The 16,805-nt window shown below is 63.0% G+C and carries 8 protein-coding genes and 2 pseudogenes; 7 read left to right on the top strand and 3 right to left on the bottom strand.

Features of this window, described 5'->3' with window-relative positions:
- The first annotated feature begins 114 nt into the window (after positions 1–114).
- Positions 115–411, top strand: a complete 297-nt coding sequence (locus AC4D6D_RS24155) for a hypothetical protein (protein WP_491328869.1) — start codon at positions 115–117, stop codon at positions 409–411.
- On the opposite strand, the gene AC4D6D_RS24150 is transcribed toward AC4D6D_RS24155, so the two are convergent.
- Positions 328–720: a transposase gene (locus tag AC4D6D_RS24150; protein ID WP_491328816.1), complete on the bottom strand. Its 393-nt coding sequence runs from the start codon at positions 718–720 to the stop codon at positions 328–330. The genes AC4D6D_RS24155 and AC4D6D_RS24150 overlap by 84 nt on opposite strands.
- Positions 721–1,099: 379 nt before the next feature.
- On the opposite strand from AC4D6D_RS24150, the gene AC4D6D_RS24145 reads away from it, so the two are divergent.
- Positions 1,100–1,897, top strand: a complete 798-nt coding sequence (locus AC4D6D_RS24145; RefSeq protein WP_491328868.1) for a hypothetical protein — start codon at positions 1,100–1,102, stop codon at positions 1,895–1,897.
- Positions 1,898–2,002: 105 nt separating this feature from the next.
- On the opposite strand, the pseudogene AC4D6D_RS24140 reads toward AC4D6D_RS24145, so the two are convergent.
- Positions 2,003–2,179: pseudogene (locus tag AC4D6D_RS24140) on the bottom strand (IS5/IS1182 family transposase); the annotation flags it as partial.
- A gap of 407 nt (positions 2,180–2,586) precedes the next feature.
- On the opposite strand from AC4D6D_RS24140, the gene AC4D6D_RS24135 reads away from it, so the two are divergent.
- Positions 2,587–2,835: an AbrB/MazE/SpoVT family DNA-binding domain-containing protein gene (locus AC4D6D_RS24135; RefSeq protein ID WP_491328867.1), complete on the top strand. Its 249-nt coding sequence runs from the start codon at positions 2,587–2,589 to the stop codon at positions 2,833–2,835.
- A gap of 160 nt (positions 2,836–2,995) precedes the next feature.
- Here the strand turns inward: AC4D6D_RS24135 and AC4D6D_RS24130 are convergent, their stop codons facing one another.
- Positions 2,996–7,438, bottom strand: a complete 4,443-nt coding sequence (locus AC4D6D_RS24130) for an autotransporter domain-containing protein (RefSeq protein ID WP_491328815.1) — start codon at positions 7,436–7,438, stop codon at positions 2,996–2,998.
- 635 nt (positions 7,439–8,073) lie between these two features.
- Here AC4D6D_RS24130 and AC4D6D_RS24125 point away from each other — a divergent pair.
- The 4 genes and pseudogenes from AC4D6D_RS24125 to AC4D6D_RS24110 all read left to right on the top strand — a co-directional run bounded on the left by AC4D6D_RS24125 (position 8,074) and on the right by AC4D6D_RS24110 (position 16,804).
- A complete protein-coding gene (locus AC4D6D_RS24125; RefSeq protein WP_491328864.1) occupies positions 8,074–14,478 on the top strand; it encodes an autotransporter-associated beta strand repeat-containing protein in 6,405 nt (2,134 codons plus the stop codon).
- Positions 14,479–14,700: 222 nt separating this feature from the next.
- The gene (locus AC4D6D_RS24120) at positions 14,701–14,949 is read left to right on the top strand and encodes a type II toxin-antitoxin system ParD family antitoxin (protein WP_491328863.1); all 249 of its coding nucleotides are present in this window, start codon (positions 14,701–14,703) and stop codon (positions 14,947–14,949) included.
- A pseudogene (locus tag AC4D6D_RS24115) lies at positions 14,946–15,233 on the top strand (type II toxin-antitoxin system RelE/ParE family toxin). The gene AC4D6D_RS24120 and the pseudogene AC4D6D_RS24115 overlap by 4 nt, the downstream one beginning before the upstream one ends.
- Positions 15,234–15,616: 383 nt before the next feature.
- Positions 15,617–16,804 (top strand): hypothetical protein, encoded by a 1,188-nt coding sequence (locus AC4D6D_RS24110; RefSeq protein WP_491328862.1) that lies wholly within the window; start codon positions 15,617–15,619, stop codon positions 16,802–16,804.
- Position 16,805: the final 1 nt, after the last annotated feature.

Raw genomic sequence — 16,805 nt, 5'->3', positions numbered from 1 at the left:
CAAAGTCTTGTGTGTCATACAGTGTATACAGATTTTTAATGGACAGCCATCTGTGCATTGCCTAGAATGGCGCTGCGATATCCGAGCCACGCTTTCTTTTTTTGGAGAACGTGGATGAATAACACTCAAACTAAGGCAGTGCTAAGCGTTCGCCTTTCGCCGAATACGCTCGGCCTTCTCGACGAAGTTGCGAGCTTTCTCTCCTGCGATCGGTCGCAGGCCATTCGACACATTATTCACTTCGGTGCTTCTCTTGTCGTATCCGGGAAAGGGGTCAATCTCAGCCGCGTCCTGATGACGCTGGAGATTGTCGCGGAAGACTGCCTTTTACGCGCTGAAGCAAAGGGTCAGGACAACCTCAAAAAGCTGCTGGAAACTGCTCAGGAAAACATGGAGCGCTACCATGTTTAGGGCGCCGCAAGAGTCCATTCGCTTTAGGGGCCAGACTTGTTCAGAACCAGAATGCGATGGCAGCGGTGGCGCGACGGCGGATTGGTAGTTGCGCGTGAGCTTGTCATAGCGGGTAGCGACACGCCGGAAGTCCTTGAGGTGGCAGAACATGGCTTCGACGAGCCAGCGGTCCCGGTAGCGACGCTGGTCGTATTGGATTGGGCGCTTCCGGTTACGTCTGCCAGGAATGACGGGGATCGTACCTTGGTCGCGCAGCGTCGAGCGCAGCCGATTGGCGTCGTATCCACGGTCGGCAATGACGCGCTTCATGCCCGCAGTCGCGCCGATGAACAGGTCAGCGCCCCTTGATGTCCGATGTATTGCCTGGCGTCAGGACGAGGCGGAGCGGTCGCCCGATAACCTTGTCGTATACTGGCTATTGATGCGGCGAGCGAGCAAGAAACCCCGGTGGTTCATTGGGCAGAACCATACTGTCTCAGAGAGAGCTTAGTAGCCTGTCTAAAAAACCAACATCACCTCAGTTCTTAGCGTTTCCCGGCGAGGTGAAAGGCAAGCAACTGTCTGGTCGCACGCTTCGCAAGGTGGCGGTGGATAACCAAGGAGATGGGAGACTTGCTACCCTCAGTGGCGCTGATTACAGGAAGTTCAAAGCTTAGGAGGCTGCGCTTTGGGAATAAACGCTTGCATCTTGGAATGGTTTGGCAGCGTCGCTGATGAGGGTGCGTTTCAGGGTTTGGCGTCAGTGCTGGAACTCGGGCCACAAGACTTCTTTTTCCCGGCGGAGGTATTGCACTCTGAAGCCTTGAAGCGGCTTGGATCGCATGGAGAAGCAATTTGCGAGACAATCCTAAACGGAGGTTCGGTTCATCCGGACCGACAAGCGCTATTCTACTCGTTGTTTGGGCTGACCAGCTACGCTTCGGTCGACACATTCGATGACCGTGCCACCTATCGTCAAGATCTGAACACTGCTCTTGAAGCCCCTAAAAAATTCGACCTTATTGTGGATTGTGGAACGACCGAGCACGTATTCAATGCGGCGAACGTATTCACTTACACGCATAACAGCCTGAATGAAGGCGGCGTCACACTGAAGGTTCTACCGACCTTTGGTGACAACACTCATGGATTCTACAACATTCACCCAACCGTTTACTTCGACGTTGCTAGGGTCAATGGATACGAAATCCTAGACTTCCGCTATGTGGATGACATGATTTCCCGGGCATCCCATCGAGGTGCATCGAGCTTGTTCAGCCAGGTTGATTTAGAGAAGCGCCTGCATTCGTTCGCGGGCTGCGCGTCGATCCAAGAGGAAGTCTCAAGGAACTTCCTGCGAATTCTGGCGAAACAGGTTGAAGCCGGGCAACTCGCAAATGCGCACAACGCGGTCGATTATTGTTTCGTTGCGATGCGGAAGATGCGTAATGAACCATTCCGCTACCCCGGGCAGGGCGTCTATTTGACCGAATTCGCAGGCGCCTAAGGGCCCAGCTCGTTCAGACCCAGAATGCGATTGCAGCGGCGGCGCGACGGCGGATTGGTAGTTGCGCGCGAGCTTGTCATAGCGGGTAGCGACACGTCGGAAGTCATTGAGGCGGCAGAACATGGCTTCGACGGGCCAGCGGCTCCCGGTAGCGACGCTGGTCGTACTGGATGGGGCCTTCCGGTTACGTCTGCCAGGAATGACGGGGATCGTACCTTGGTCGCGCAGCGTCGAGCGCAGCCGATTGGCGTCGTATCCACGGTCGGCAATGACGCGCTTCATGCCCGCAGTCGCGCCGATGAGCAGGTCAGCGCCCTCAATGTCCGATAATTGCCTGGCGTCAGGACGAGGCGGAGCGGCCACTCTCGGGCACCATTCCTCTCGCGACGAGATTGACAGAACGCCGGAAATTTCACGCGCGGATCGTAGCTGATCACCGCCTGAAGTCTCCATAACGTGGGCTTGGCATTCGCCCCAGTCATTGCCTGGCTGGTGACCTCTGCTACCTTCGCATCTACGATAATGATCTTCTATCTTCATCAGCACGAGTTGCAGCTCGTGCTGATGAAGATGTACGCGGAATTGGGGGGCTGGGTGTCGCGCATTCCGCAAAAGGAAGCCCACCTCTGTGAGTCACGTTTTTGGGCATTAATGTTCTGCTCACCGGCGATAAAGCCGCGAGGTTCTTTATGGCGCTTAAAGTGAATATAACATCAAATGGACGAATGAGCCTGCCGGCTGACATTCGCAAGCGCCTGGGTCTGACTGGCGGCGGTGCGCTATTCATTGAGGAAACGGATGATGGTGTCATCCTGCGTACGGCATCTCAGACCGTGGTACGAGCGCAGGCTTTTGCCAAGGAATACACCGGGGGACATCCCGATGCCGGTGTGGATGCTTTCCTTTCGCGGCGGTGGGAGGACAGCGGCGATGCGTGAGCCGTGACGCCTTAGATCAAGTCCGAGCAAAACCGATCATAATGGTATCTAATGGATACCAATTAGTATCTGTTGGATGCTAAATGCGGCTATTTGTAACTTGAGACAGGTTTGGCGAGGGAGGAGCCACGGGTCTGTGACTCCTCCCCGCTCAGTCGGTTCAGAAGCTGTAGGAGAAGCCCAGCTTCAGGCCGTGGTCGCGCCACTGGTCGGAGAGGTTGCCGACATAGGAGATGCCGAGCGATCCGCCGGGGAGGATATTCGCCTGGGCGCCCGCCTCAAGCCGGAGCGCGTTGCGCACGACCGGCAGGCCTTCGATGGTGAAGGCATCGCCCGTGGGAAGGCGGTGGAGCCCCCTCGCCTCCACGTCGCCGAACCCATGCAGCCAGGCAGCAGAAACGCGCGGCGTGATCGCCGCCTGCTCCGAAACCGGCAGCACGGCACCGAGACGCAGACCCAGGGTGGTGTAGGTCACGTCGCGCGTCGTCCTGGCGACATCCAGGCCGGTCAGCGCGCCGCCACTTTCGGCGAACCCGTCGGTCTTGAGATGGACGTGGTTCACGCCCGCGAAGGGCTCGACCAGAGCGGCGCCCAGCGACAGGCCATAGCTGATCTCGCCGAAGGCCGCGGCGGCCTTGCCGTCATAGCTGCCGGAGACATCTTCCGCGATGCCTGGGAACACCACGTTTCGCGTGCCTTCGACGTCCAACCAGGTGTAGGATGCCCCGATCCGGGTGCGGAAGGCGCCCCAACCGCCGCCGACATAAGCCACGGCGCTGTTGCCGGTGACGCTCGCCTCGGACGCGCGGCCGTTCACGCGCACGTCGTCCTTGCCATGGCTGAAGGCCACGCCGATGCGCCAGTCGCCCAGCAGGTGATCGACACCGGTGATGAACCCGAAGCTGCTCTGCGAAGCGCGCGCCGCATTGCCGTTGCTCCGGGCGCTGTTCCATGAGCCGATGGCCTGGCCCCAGATGCCGGTCAGCCCGCCCTGCGTCTGTGTGGAGGCACCGCCGACCCGTGCAAGGGCATGGCTGGTCGTATCGGCCTGTTCCAGTCGGCCCAGCACCGTCTCGCCGAGGCGGCGGGTGCGGTCCACCATCATCGTGCCCGTGGTGGCCCAGAGTTCGCCGGAAAGGGCATCGAACGCCTGCACCGCACCCGAGGTAGCGGTCTGCCCGGCCACGGCACGATAGAGACCGTTGTTCCGGTTGCCGCTATCGAGCGCGAGAGCGACGGCCCGCTGGTTGGGCGTTCCTGCCGTGCTTGCAAAGCTGCGGTCGTTGCGCACCAGTGTCAGCACCACGTCATTGGCGTCATAGCGCAAGGAGGGGGTCAGGAAGGGCAGATCGACGTCGGTGTCGTCGAACGTGCCGGTCACGCCGCCGGCTGCGCTCAGGATCACATAGTCGCTGGTCCAGCGATAGTTCCCCGCCGCGGCCAGAACCGACACCGTTCCGCCATCGATGGTGGCCGTGCCGCTGGCGACGAGCCTGTCGCTTTCGCCTGCCGCATTGACCTCCACTTCATAGACCGACCCGGCCTCGAAGCGGACGTTGCCGTTCACGTTGAGCGTGCCGATCGAATTGCCGGGGGCCAGCGTGCCGCCGTTGCGGACGACCATGGTGCCGGTCGTGCCGTTGCCGCCCAGCGTACCGCCGTCGTTGACGAAGACGCTGCCCGGCAAGGTGCCGTTGATGGCCAGACGCCCGTCGTTCACGTCCACCCGGCCGGAGAAGCTGTTGGTGCCCGTGAGGTTCAGTGTGCCCTCGCCTGCCTTGATGAAGCTGCCCGTGCCGGTGAGATTGCCGCCGAAGCTGCTATTCTCGCCCTGCACCACGGTCAGCGCGCCGGCGCCCAGCGCCAGTGTGCCGCTCGTGCCGCTCAGCCCGGCGACTTGCTGGTCCCGGCCGCCAAGGTCGAAGGTGCCGCCGTTCAAGACGAGGTCGGTCCCGCTGTCGAGCTCCGCAGTAAGGCGAACCAATCCGCCTTCCACCACGGTGGACCCGGTATAGCGATAATCGCCGGACAGCGTCAGGAGGCCGTCACCCCGCTTGACGAGCCCGCCATTGCCCGAGAGCGCACCGGCATAGTCATAGTCGCCGGTCTGCTGGAAGATCAGCGTGCCGTCGTTCACGGTGTCGGCCAGGAGGTCGCCGTCCCGCACGCCGTTGCCCACTTGCAGCGTGCCGCCGGCATCGATGACGACATCGCCGCCGAGCTTGCCGGTCAGCAACAGCGTGCCTCCCGCGATGTTTGCCGTACCGGCAAAGGCGCTGCTGTCGCCGGAAAGGGTGATCGTGCCGCTGCCGGTCTTTACGACGGACCCGGTGCCGCTCAGCTTGCCGCGGTTGGTGGTCGTGCCGCTATTGGCGAAGACCAGCGTGCCGTCCGCGCCGATCCGCGCATCGCTGTTGATCGCGCCGGTAAACAGCGCCGAGCCCTGCTGTACATCGAGCAACCCGCCGCTCATCGAGCCGGTGAAGGCCACCGTGTTGGCGCCGGTCTTGACGGTCGTGCCCGGCCCGGTGATCGCCCCGGCATAGCTGACGTCATCCGCGCGGTTGAAGGCCAGCGTGCCGTAGTTGGTGACGCTGGCATTGGTAGAACCGGTGGAGCCGCCCGCGCCGATCACGACGGCGGCGCCATTGCCGATGGCGATCGAGGCGATATCGGCTGTACCGGTCAGGGTCAGCGTACCGCCCATGACCGTCAGGCCGCCGGTGCCGGTGAACTGCCCGGAGAAAGCCTGCGAGGCGTTGTTCACCATCAGTCCGGCATTGCCGAGGATCACGGTGCCGCTGCCGCCCAGATCCTTGATCTGCGCGCTGGCGGCGCCGGTCACGTCGAATGTGCCGTTAACGGTCACATTGCTCGACTGGTTGATCCGGCCCTGCCCGGTCAGGGCCAGCGTGGCCCCGGCATCGATCGTGGTTGCACCGGTGTAGGTATTCATCCCGCTCAGCGTGATCTGCCCGCCCGCCACGGTCAGGCTACCGGCACCGGAGATGCCCCGATTGTGCACGAGGGCATCGGCACGATCGAAGACCAGCGCGCCATTGTTCACGATGTCGCTGTTCAGCGAACCGCTCGCGCCGCCATTGCCGATCTGCAAGGTGCCGCCGGCGTTGATGGCCGTGCTGGCCGCATTCATTGCGCTCGCTAGAACCGCCTTGCCGCCGTCGACCGTCAGGCTGCCTGAAAAGCCGCTGTTGTCGCCGGAAAAGATCGTCGTACCCGCCAGCACGTCCACCGCGCCGATGCCCAGCAGCTTCGCGCCCAGCTCATAGTCGGTGTTGGTGTGATTGAGGACCAACCGGCTCGATGCCATGCGGAGCTGGATACCATAGGCCGCGTCGATGTTGCCGGCGGCCACTGCGGCATCTCCAGCGGCCGCGCCGATGTTCAGCACACCGGAAGAGCCTGCATAGTAACCCAGCGAGACACCCAGAACGCCGTCTGCCTTCAGGGTAGCCCCGTTCGAGACCGTGGCTTCACCGTGGCCCGAGGTGCCGAGCATCACATAGCCGTTGCCCTTGACCAGCGTCTCGGCGCCATCGAGGACAAGCGTCCCGACGCCGTCCGTTCCCAAACCGATGGAAATTGTGTTGCCGCTGAACTGGCCTCCGTTGGAGACGCTGACATGGCCCGACCCACTGCTGCCGACGATGACATCCGTCGCGGATGTGACGCGGCTGCCTGCACCCGATACGGTCAGCGTCCCTTCTCCGGTGATGCTGCTACCGATCGTGATGCGGGTGCCCGTCGAGACAAGCGCGCCGCCGGTGACGGTAAGCTCGCCTTCGCCAGCTCCGCCTAGGGTCAGGCTGGAGGTCGACATGACCCAGCTGGTCTCGGCGCCGTCGATGGTGCCTGTGCCCTTCGAACCGGCATTGACGCCAAAAGCGCCGGTCTGGGTCTGTATCTTCGCACCGCCGGAAAGATTGAGCTCGCCTTCGCCATTAGCCCCGAAGTACAGGGACGTGCCTTGCAGCTGGGTGCCCTGCCCGGACATGGTGAGTGTGCCCTTGCTACCGGCATGGAGCCCGACACTCTGGCTGCCGGTCGATACTACCTGCCCACCCTCGGCGACTGTCAATGCGCCGGTGCCATAGAAGCCGATCGTCAGAAAATCTGCGTCCAGCATCGATCCGCCGCCGGTCACCGTGACGGAGCCGCTTTCCTGCGCGACGCCCACCGCGGCAACATCGTTGGTGCGGTTCGAGATGACGGCACTGCCGACATTCAGCACGCCGCCATTGCGGATGGTCAGCGATGCGCCGTCCAAGGAGCCGAGATAGAGGGTCGAGGCGTTGCCCGATACACCGTCGAGGACAGGCTGGGGCGTCGAAGCGGAAGGCGTGACGAACACAACGCCGCTTGAGCTGGTCGGAGCGAGGCCGCCCGACCAGTTGGCGCCATTGCTCCAGTCGTCATCGACCGTACCCTGCCAGGTCGCCGTCTGGGCCATTGCCGGTGTGGCCATCACCAGAGCGAGCGTTGCAATGCCCGCGCCGGAAAACAGGCGTGCCTTGGGCAATCCGCGAACGGTCCGACCGTGAGCAGTCCGGTGCGTCACGTCGCGATTTTCAATCTGTACCATAAATCCCCCCCTTAAAAATGAACGTACAATCGATGGAAAGGATAAGCCCCTCTTTCCTCTCGATTGCCCCACCAAACAGATAAAGCGTTGCGAACCGTGCCACTGCGATTTTTTATTTTTTAATTTATTGGCTCCGAATTTGCCGGAAGCCTGTCTGCCGCTAGATTTTTATAAGAAAAAATCAACATAAAATGGAGCCGGCATGAACTATATTTCTCATATGTTTCTGAGTGGATGCCGCATGGTCAGCGATTTTGTAATCAAACCGGTGCCAAGTATGTCCTGCCATCAGGTCGACGGTACAAGGCCTGGCGGGAGCAGGCCTGCTGGAGAAACTGGGCGATAGCTTCACTTGCTGTGAGGACCAAACGGCCACGCGATATCGGATGGTACTAGAGGGTATCCATTAGATATCCTACATAGTCGCGTCACACCTCGAACTGTGTAGTTTTATTCCCATGAAAGATTTGGTTAACCTAAATTCGAATTAACTTAGGTTATAAGTCTTAAATTCAGTCGATAATTAATGGGCTGGTAACTATCGAGACTTAGCGAACCCGGGCCGGTCATAGTCCCTCGAAATGCCGATGGATCGTGATTCTCTCAGGCATATGTGATTAACGGGGGCCTACTTCATGAATCTTTCACCTCGCCTTCTTCTGGGCGCGTCTACCCTTGCCACAACCCTGTTCCTGGCAACGGCAGCCCAGGCTGCTGCCGACGAAACCGTCGTTTATGATGGGGCCGGCAAGTCGGGCACTATCGTCTCGGCCGGCACTTCGGGCAGTGTGGGCAATGACGACCAGACCACGGTGTTCACGAACTACTACACCGAAGGCGGGGCAGGCAGCGGTGGCGGCGCGGGTCTTGGCGGGGTGTTCTTCGTCGATCAGGGAGCGACCTTGACGCTGCGCAACGTCGAGTTCCTGAGCAACACGGTGAAGGGCGGCGAAGGCGGCAGTGTGGGGACTGTTTCGCTCGGTAGCCTGAACGTCAACCTGCCGACCATCTCGATCAACGCCGGTGCGATCACCGCGCTGAGCGTGACGCCTACCATCGTCACCGACGTGAATGGCGATCTGTTCATCACCGGCGCCACGATGTCGGGCGCGAACAGCCTGATCGGCGCGGGCGCGGGCGTAACCTTCGGCGACACCGCCGGTACGGGCACGATCGCCAGCATCAGCGGCACTTCCGTGACTTTCGCCTCCGGCATCAAGGTGGCCGGTTCGGCGATCAACACTGCCTCGGTCGACCAGGCGCAATATGGCTCCAACGGTGCCGCCGCAGGCAGCACCACGCTCAAGCTTTCGGGCACCCTCAACGCAGGGAAGGTGCAGAAGGGCATGGCCGTCGTCGGCACCGGCATCGCCGAAGGCACGACCATCACCGCCGTCACCTACGACAGCAGCAACAATGCCGTCTCGGTGACGCTCAGCACCGGCACCACGGCGGCCGTCAACGATTTCAAGGTCGTCGCGGTCACTTCGTTCGAAGCTGCGCGCTTCTCGGTCACGGGTTCGAACACCATCAAGCCGGTCGGCTCGCTGGCGGGGCTGGCCGTGGGCATGACCGTCACCGGTGACGGTTTCCCTGCCGGTACCACGATCACTGCGATCGGCAGCGACGGCAGCATCACTTTCTCGAACGCGATCTCGTCCACCGCGAGCAGCTTCAGCGCCGCGACGCAGGGCGCGGTCGTCGGTTCCGACGTCATCACCCTCTCTTCGGCGCGTAGCGACCTGGCGGTCGGCATGGAAGTGAGCGGCGAAGGCATCGCTTCGGGCACCAAGATCGTCGCCATTGACGGCACCAAGATCACCCTGAGCAGCGCGGTTTCCTCGGCCGCCGCCGCGGCCATCGCCGACAACACTTTTGTTGCGTCGTTCGGCAAGGTGATTTCCAGCACCGGCTCGACGATGACGGTCGCCTCGATCGACGGCCTCAAGGTCGGCGCGCTGCTGACCGGCGGCGGCGTTCCCGATAACGCGGTCATTACCGGCATCGATCCGGCGACCAAGACCATCACCTACAAGATCGACGCCAACGCCGCCAACCTGATGAACGGCGGCTCGATGAACGGCATCGCCGCCACCGGAACGGTGGGCGGCAACGGCGCCAACGGCAAGGGCGGCAGCACTTTCGATGCCCTGCTGAGCGACGGTGAAGGTCGCGCCGGCACCAACGGCTACGGCGCTGGCGACGGTGTCAACGCGACCGGCGGCAAGGGCGGCAACGGCGGCAACGGTTCGTCCGGCATGCCGTTCAACACCGAACGCATCATGGCGGTCAGCTCCTCCACCATTTCCGCGATCAACGACACGGCCGAAGCCGCGTCCAGCTGGGCCGACTGGAGCTTCGCGACCGCGGTGATCAAGACTGCGCAAGTCGTGGACGACTGGGCCAACGTGGCGGTCGCCAGCGCCTCGCTCGCCAAGTGGATCGTCGATCTCAACAACGGCACCGTGGGCCTGGGTGGCGATGGCGGCAACGGTGGTGATGGCGGCAACGGCGGCACCTTCTACGGCGGTGGCGCCGGCGGCAACGGCGGCAAGGGCGGCAACGGCGCCTACTCCGGCACCGACGGCGGCACCGGCGGCGACGGCGGCAAGGGCGGCAAGGGCGGCTTCGGCGCAGGCGGTGGTTCGGGCGGTTCGGCGGGCGCCGGCGGCTCCACGGGCGCGGCGCAGGACGGCGATGCCGGTGCGGGTGGCTCGGCCGGCTTCGGCGGCGGCGTGGGCTCCTCGGGCGACGGCACCGGCGGCGGTGGCGGCTCGGGCTACGGCGGCGCGATTTTCGTGCGCACCGGCGGCACCCTGATCATCGCCGGTGACGCGCTGTTCCAGAACAACGCCTCGCTTGCGGGTTCGTCCAACAACGGCGGCTCGGCCGGCAACGCGGCGGGCACCGACCTGTTCATGATGAAGGGTTCCAGCGTCACCCTGACGCCGAGCACCGGCCATGTGATCCGCTTCGAAGGCTCGATCGGTGACGACAGCTCGGCCAGCTATGCGGGCGCATCGAACGCATCGGGTGCGGGCGCCAGCCTGCAGATCACAGGCGGCGGCCTCGTCCAGCTCCTGGGCCAGAACACCTACACCGGCACCACCTACATCGGCGGCGGTTCGCTGGAGGCGGCTGATGGCATCGGCCTCAATGCCAACAGCCACCTGACCTTCAACGGCGGCGGCAGCATCGGCACGCTCACCACCGAGAATGCAGGCGTCTGGCTGCTCAACACCGATGTGGTCCGCCGTGTCGGCTCGCTTTCCACCCAGCTCAGCTGGGCTGGCAGCGGCGGCTTCGCGGCAGCTAATGCGGCCGGGATCACGCTGAACTTCGGCGCGCTCAGCAGCAGCACCGGCCAGACCCTGACCTGGAACGCGGGCGGCTTCGTCAACACCGGCTCGACGCTGGTGTTCGGCAGCGAATACGGCGTGGGCGCGGTCAAGCTGATCAATGCGGTCAACCTGGCCGGTCTGACCGGACGTCTCGCCGTCTATGACAACAAGAACGTCAGCACCGATTATGCCGTTCTTGCGGGCAAGTGGTCGGGCGGCGATCTGGTCGTCAACGACACCGGCTATGCGGGCACGGCCTATTTCACCGCGCAGAACAGCCTGACCGGCCTCATCGTCAACAACGGCCTCGTCAGCACGAAGTTCAACGGCACCACCGGGCGCCTGATGGACGCCACCAACGGCGGCTACCTGACGATCAACGGCGGCCGCCTGGAACTGTACGGCGCCGAGAAGCTGACCAGCGGATATGTCGGCGCGGCCGGCCAGCTGGTCGCCTATGACAAGCTGAACGCGGCAACGCTGGAGAACCGTGGCAACACGATCGTCTATGGCGATGCAGCGATCTCCACCCTCATCAACTGGGCCGATGGCGAGGCGCTGTTCTCCAGCAAGGTCGACGGCGTCCAGGTTTACAACGCCGGCAAGCTGACGCTGGGCTCCGATGTGAACTCCCTCATCTTCGACAATGCCGGTGGTCAGTTGATGACGCTGGGCAACGTCGATGCCTCCTTGCTGGCCCATAACTCCGGCCTGTGGTATCTGGGCGGGGATCTGTCGGCGCAGAACGTCTATCAGAACGGCTACCTCTCCGTGCTGGGTAACATGGTCGACGGTGTCGAAACCGCTGCCACCCGCACCATCACCACCACCGCTTTCCAGGGCAATCCCGGCGCGATCGTCGGCCTCGGCGGCGTTAGCGGTGCCGTGGTCAACACGCTGGTGATCGACCAGTCGGGCAACAGCCTCTACCAGGGCGTATTCGACGGCGCGGGCAAGCTGGTGAAGACCGGCGAAGGCACCCTGTACCTGAGCGGCGCCAACACCTTCAAGGGCGGCCTGACCGTTGCCGAAGGCGGTCTCGATACCAGCAATGGCGCGACTTTCGCCGACAGCCTCGGTGTCTCGGTCAATGCCCCGGCCACCTTCACCATGGGGGTGGACGATGCGATCGCCACGCTGATCAACGCCGGCATCACCCGCGTCCACGCGGTCGCCTCGCTTGACGAGCTGACCAACAGCGGCCTGATCGACATTGCCGGACTGTCCAACCTGGCCCGCTCCGTGCCGATCAATAAGGGCACCCTCAATGTCTCGGGCGTGGCCACCAATGCCGCGAACGGCACGATCGCCCTGGGCCAGGGTGCGGTTGCCAACCTCGGCCATCTCGTCAACGCAGGCTCCGTCACCAACCAGGGCACCCTGAAGGTCGAAGGCGGGTTCGCCAACGCCGCGACGGGGATGGTCGATCTGGCGGCCGGTTCGGTCAACCACTTCGGCTCGCTGACCAATGCCGGCTCGATCCTGGCCCATGCCGACATCACCGTCACTGGTGACTACGTCCAGAACGGCGGCGCCCTGACCACGAGCGCGAACCTCACCACCGGCTCGCTTTCGGGCACCGGCGGGACGATCGCTCTGGCCAGCGGCAGTGTCCTGACGGTCGATCAGGCCATCAACGGGACTTATGCCGGTTCGATCACCGGCGGCAATGCCACCATGGTCAAGACCGGCGCGGGCACCCTCACCCTGTCCGGTGCGGCCGGCAGCTTCGCTCCGGGCGAGCTGTATATCACGCTCGGCACCGTCGCGGTGGACGGCGCAGGCATCCTGAGCTCGGCCCTCAAGGTCGATATCGCGAAGAATGCCGGCCTGACGCTGGTCAAGGGTAACCAGACGATCAACGATCTGAGCGGCACCGGCACCCTCGCCCTCAACGGCAACAACCTCTACCTTGCCAATGGCGGCAACTTCGAGGGCACCGTTACCGGCACCGGCAGCGTCCAGCTCACCAGCGGCTCGTTCAACCTGGGCAACACCATCGAGGCCGACAAGGGAATCTTCTCGGTCCAGTCCGGAAGCACGATGAACGTCCTGTCGAGCGGTACGCTCAACGCCACCCAGATCTCGGTCGACGGGCAGCTCAACCTGGCGGGCACGGCGACCACCACGGATGCCACCGTCAAGGGCGGCACGCTGCATCTGGGCACCGGCACGAGTGGCGGTGCGCTGAATTCCAAGACCCTGCTCGTCTCCAATGGCGGCAAGCTCTCGGGCAACGGTACGGTTACCGGCGCGACCACGGTGGGTTCGGGCGGCAACCTGGCTCCCGGCAACTCGCCCGGCGTGATCAGCTTCGCTGACCTGACGCTGGACGCGGGCTCCGTCTCGACGATGGAGGTCGAGGGTACGGCAGGCGCCGGTGTCACCGGCGGCAACGACCTCGTCAATGTCTCGGGCAAGCTGACGCTCAAGGCCGAATCGACCCTCGCCATCTCCAACTCGAACGATTTCGAGCTGGCGCTGGGCCAGAAGGTGCAGATCTTCAACGTGGCGCCGGGCGCAGTCTCCGGCCAGTTCGGCACGGCGACGAGCAACTTCGGCAAGGCCGTGGCCTTCAACCTCTCGACCGGCACGGTCGTGGGTCTGGGCGACTACACCGGAGACAGCTTCGTGGCTGCGGCGGCCAAGACGGCCAACCAGAAGGCGATGCTCCAGCAACTGCGCGTGGCGCGTAGCGGCGGCGTAGACCAGTTCCGCGGCGGACGCCTGCTCGAATATGTGACCAGCGCGCTGGCGGGCGGCAATGCCCAGACCCTCGCGAGCACGTTCGACAAGGCCTCGCCGGAAGCCTACACCGGTCTCGTCGAGCACCAGAGGCTGTCGATGCTGAACAACCTCGCCGACCTCGGCGGGTATGACCAGCTGGCCGACAAGGCGTTCTACGTCACCGGCTCGATTGCCTACGACAGCAGCAAGAGCCGCAACGAAGAAGGCTATGCCCGCTTTAAGTCGACCGATCGCCGCTTCAACCTCGGCGTCGCGGCGGAGTTCGGTATCGCCAAGGTGCAGGCAGCCTATGCCCACACCGACGGCAAGATCCGTTCGCAGTACCTGAGCAGCGATGCCAAGGGAGACCAGTTCTCCATCGGCGCCTCGGCTCCGGTCGCGCTCGACGGCTCGCTGCGCCTGATGGCCCGCTTCACCTATGGTGACTACGGCTTCGACGGCAAGCGCGAGACCAACGCCGGCACTGCCTCGTTCGGCGACGTGAGCGGCAAGAGCACCGTGTTCGGCGGCGGCATCGAGTACTTCACCCAGGGCAAGCGGGCCAGCCTCGACGCCACGGCGGAAGTGCTGCGGGTCTCGTCCAAGGTCCATGCCTTCGACGAAACCGGCGTGTCGGCGCTCGACGCCCTCTCGGTCTCGGCCCAGCGCGACAACAACACGATGCTGCGTGTGCGCCTGACGGGTGGCTACATGCTGCAGCCGAACTGGCAGGGCTTCGTGAAGGCCAGCCTGGACCAGGACTTCTCGAACGGAATGCTGGACGTGACCGCCAGCGTGGTTTCGGAAGATGCGGCCTTCACCGTCCGCAATCCGGGCTTCACCGGCACCCGCGCCCGCATCGGTCTGGGAAGCCGCGTGAACCTCACCCAGGGCCTGTCGTGGACGGTCGAGGGCGATGTCGGCAACGCCTCCAGCTACGGAGCACGTACCAGCGTGACCCTGCGCTTCTAAACGTTTGCACAAGACGCGCTGAATACTTCAGGCGCCGCGACCCAAACGGTCGCGGCGCCTTTTTCATAGCTGCGCTTGATCAGGCCTTCCCTTCCGCTTTGCCCTACGGACACCAGAGATCACCTTCGCGACGGGAGGGAGGCACTCTCGTAAGGCAACTCTTGGCTTGAGAAAAAATACTTTTTGGTACATGATGCGCTGGCTTTCAGAGGAACTCCGGCGATGCCCCGCAATACATCCGTGACGATCGGTGATCATTTCACCAGCTTCATCAGCCAGCAGGTGCAGGCAGGGCGCTATGGTTCAACAAGCGATGTCGTTCGCGCGGGATTGCGCCTGCTGGAAGAGCACGAAGCCAAGGTGCGTGCACTCCAGGACGCCCTCGTCGCCGGGGAGCAGTCCGGAGAGCCGCGCCCTTTCGATTTCGAGGCATTCAAGGCCCGAAAGCGCGCTGAGTATGAGGGCCGATGAAGACCCTCGCTTTAACCCCTGCAGCGGAAGCCGACATCGACGCAATCTGGGATTACAGCGCTGACAACTGGGGGCCGGATCAGGCCGACCGCTATACCGACGAAATTCGCGATACCTGTCATGCGCTGGCGGTTGGCGGGAAGCGCGGGCAGGCAACCAACGTGTGACCAGGCTACCTGAAAATCTCGACCGGATCGCACATGATCTATTTCCGTGAGAATGATGACCGCGTGGAAATCATTCGGGTATTGCATGGCAGGCAGGACGTAGAACGGCACCTGTGAGTCACGTTTTTGGACATCGCTGTCCTGCTCACCGGACAGCGGCGTCTCGCCTCCAGGCTCAAGCGCCAATCGACGAATGCTTTCCGGTTCCCGCTCCGTGAGCGCATGACGAACTACGTTATATTTTCGTCCGCGAAGGCCTGCTGTTTACGAGCCTTTAAGTTCGTGCAATCGGCGGTGCAGGGATTTCGGGGGCTAATGCATTGAGGAATACGTTGCTGTGCGCTGCGGCGGCCATGTCGCTGGCAGGTTTCCTGGTCGGTTGTGGTGGAGACACGGACACGGGACCCTCTTCTCCAACACCAGCACCGTCACCATCTCCTGCGCCCACGCCGAGCCCGACACCTACCGCGGCGCGTTTCAGTGTCGTGGCCGTGGGGCCTGTGGCATCCAGAGTCGACCTCGACACCAGCGGGGATGGAATCGTCGGAAACGTCCAGGATTCGATGACGCCGACCACGATGGATGGCGAATTCGGGCAAAATGTCCTCGTTTCGGCACAGCCGCCCATCTCGGGCCAAGTTCCCGCCGAACCTACCTTGCGGATGGAGGCTTGGGGCGTCGATACGACCTCCGGCTTCGCCTACATCAACATGATGGCGCCGGCGGGGGCGACGGTGATTTCGCCGCTCAGCGCTCTCATCGATGCGGCGGGTAGCGAAGCCCGCGTCCGGGCAGCATTGGGCCTCGATACCGGCGCAAATGCCCTGCGCGCTGAAACCAGGCTGCTGACTTTCAACCCGGCGCTGTCGCTCGGGAATGCCGATGCCGCGGTGAAGCGGGATGCGGAGCGCCTCACTAAGGTAAATTTGCAGCTGCTGGTGATGGCATCGCTGCTCAAGGAATTTCCGGGCGATCTGGAGGACAGCACTGCACCTCTGGCGAATTCTTCACGCATCCTGGCCGACTACATCAACGCGGGCGGCAAAGTGGACCTGACGGATGCCGCGACGCTCAAGGCACTGATCTCGCGCGGGCCGGGCGCAGATCCGGTCGACCGGCTTGACCTGCGCGCAGGTCTCTTGGCCAAATACATGACCGCGATGCCTGCCCGCATCGGCAATTTCGCCGATGGCCGGGCCTGGGCTTATGCTTTCCGCTTCTTCGTTTTCCCAGAAATGCGGCGTCTAGGCAGTTTCCTGCCCGGTGGTCCGACGGCGACGGCGATTGCGGCGATCCGCGTCGATGATATCGCTGCGTCTGCGGCCTGGTTCCGACCCTTCGAAGTGCCCAAGATCAACGGCCTTGTCGCTGCCCCCGATTATCGGGAACTGACCTCTTGGCTGGCGACGCCTTATGCCCTCACGATGGATCAATGCGAGGAACCTCGCCGGCTGCCGTCCTGCAACGACTGGCGACCGTTCGTCGGTCTGTCGCCATCGCAGATCGAAACCGCCGTGTCGGCGAACACCGCTGGTGTTGCGGTGAGCCTGATGGGAACCACGCTGAAGCTGGAACGGGTCGGTGCTTTCACCGGCCTGACTTATGTGACCTATACGGGACGCAGCGCCGATGGAGCTTCCGCTACCGGGACAATGTTCGTTCGGGTCCGTCCTGCGGAAACCCACTAAC

The organism is Novosphingobium sp. BF6 (genome assembly GCF_058273105.1).
The sequence above is the reverse complement of the archived record's forward strand: the minus strand, read 5'-3'. Positions and strand labels throughout refer to the sequence as shown.

Coding starts and splice junctions, on each gene's coding strand:
- AC4D6D_RS24120 (WP_491328863.1), top strand. CDS start 14,701: ATGCCCCGCAATACATCCGTGACGATCGGTGATCATTTCACCAGCTTC.
- AC4D6D_RS24130 (WP_491328815.1), bottom strand. CDS start 7,438: ATGGTACAGATTGAAAATCGCGACGTGACGCACCGGACTGCTCACGGT.
- AC4D6D_RS24135 (WP_491328867.1), top strand. CDS start 2,587: ATGGCGCTTAAAGTGAATATAACATCAAATGGACGAATGAGCCTGCCG.
- AC4D6D_RS24150 (WP_491328816.1), bottom strand. CDS start 720: ATGAAGCGCGTCATTGCCGACCGTGGATACGACGCCAATCGGCTGCGC.
- AC4D6D_RS24125 (WP_491328864.1), top strand. CDS start 8,074: ATGAATCTTTCACCTCGCCTTCTTCTGGGCGCGTCTACCCTTGCCACA.
- AC4D6D_RS24155 (WP_491328869.1), top strand. CDS start 115: ATGAATAACACTCAAACTAAGGCAGTGCTAAGCGTTCGCCTTTCGCCG.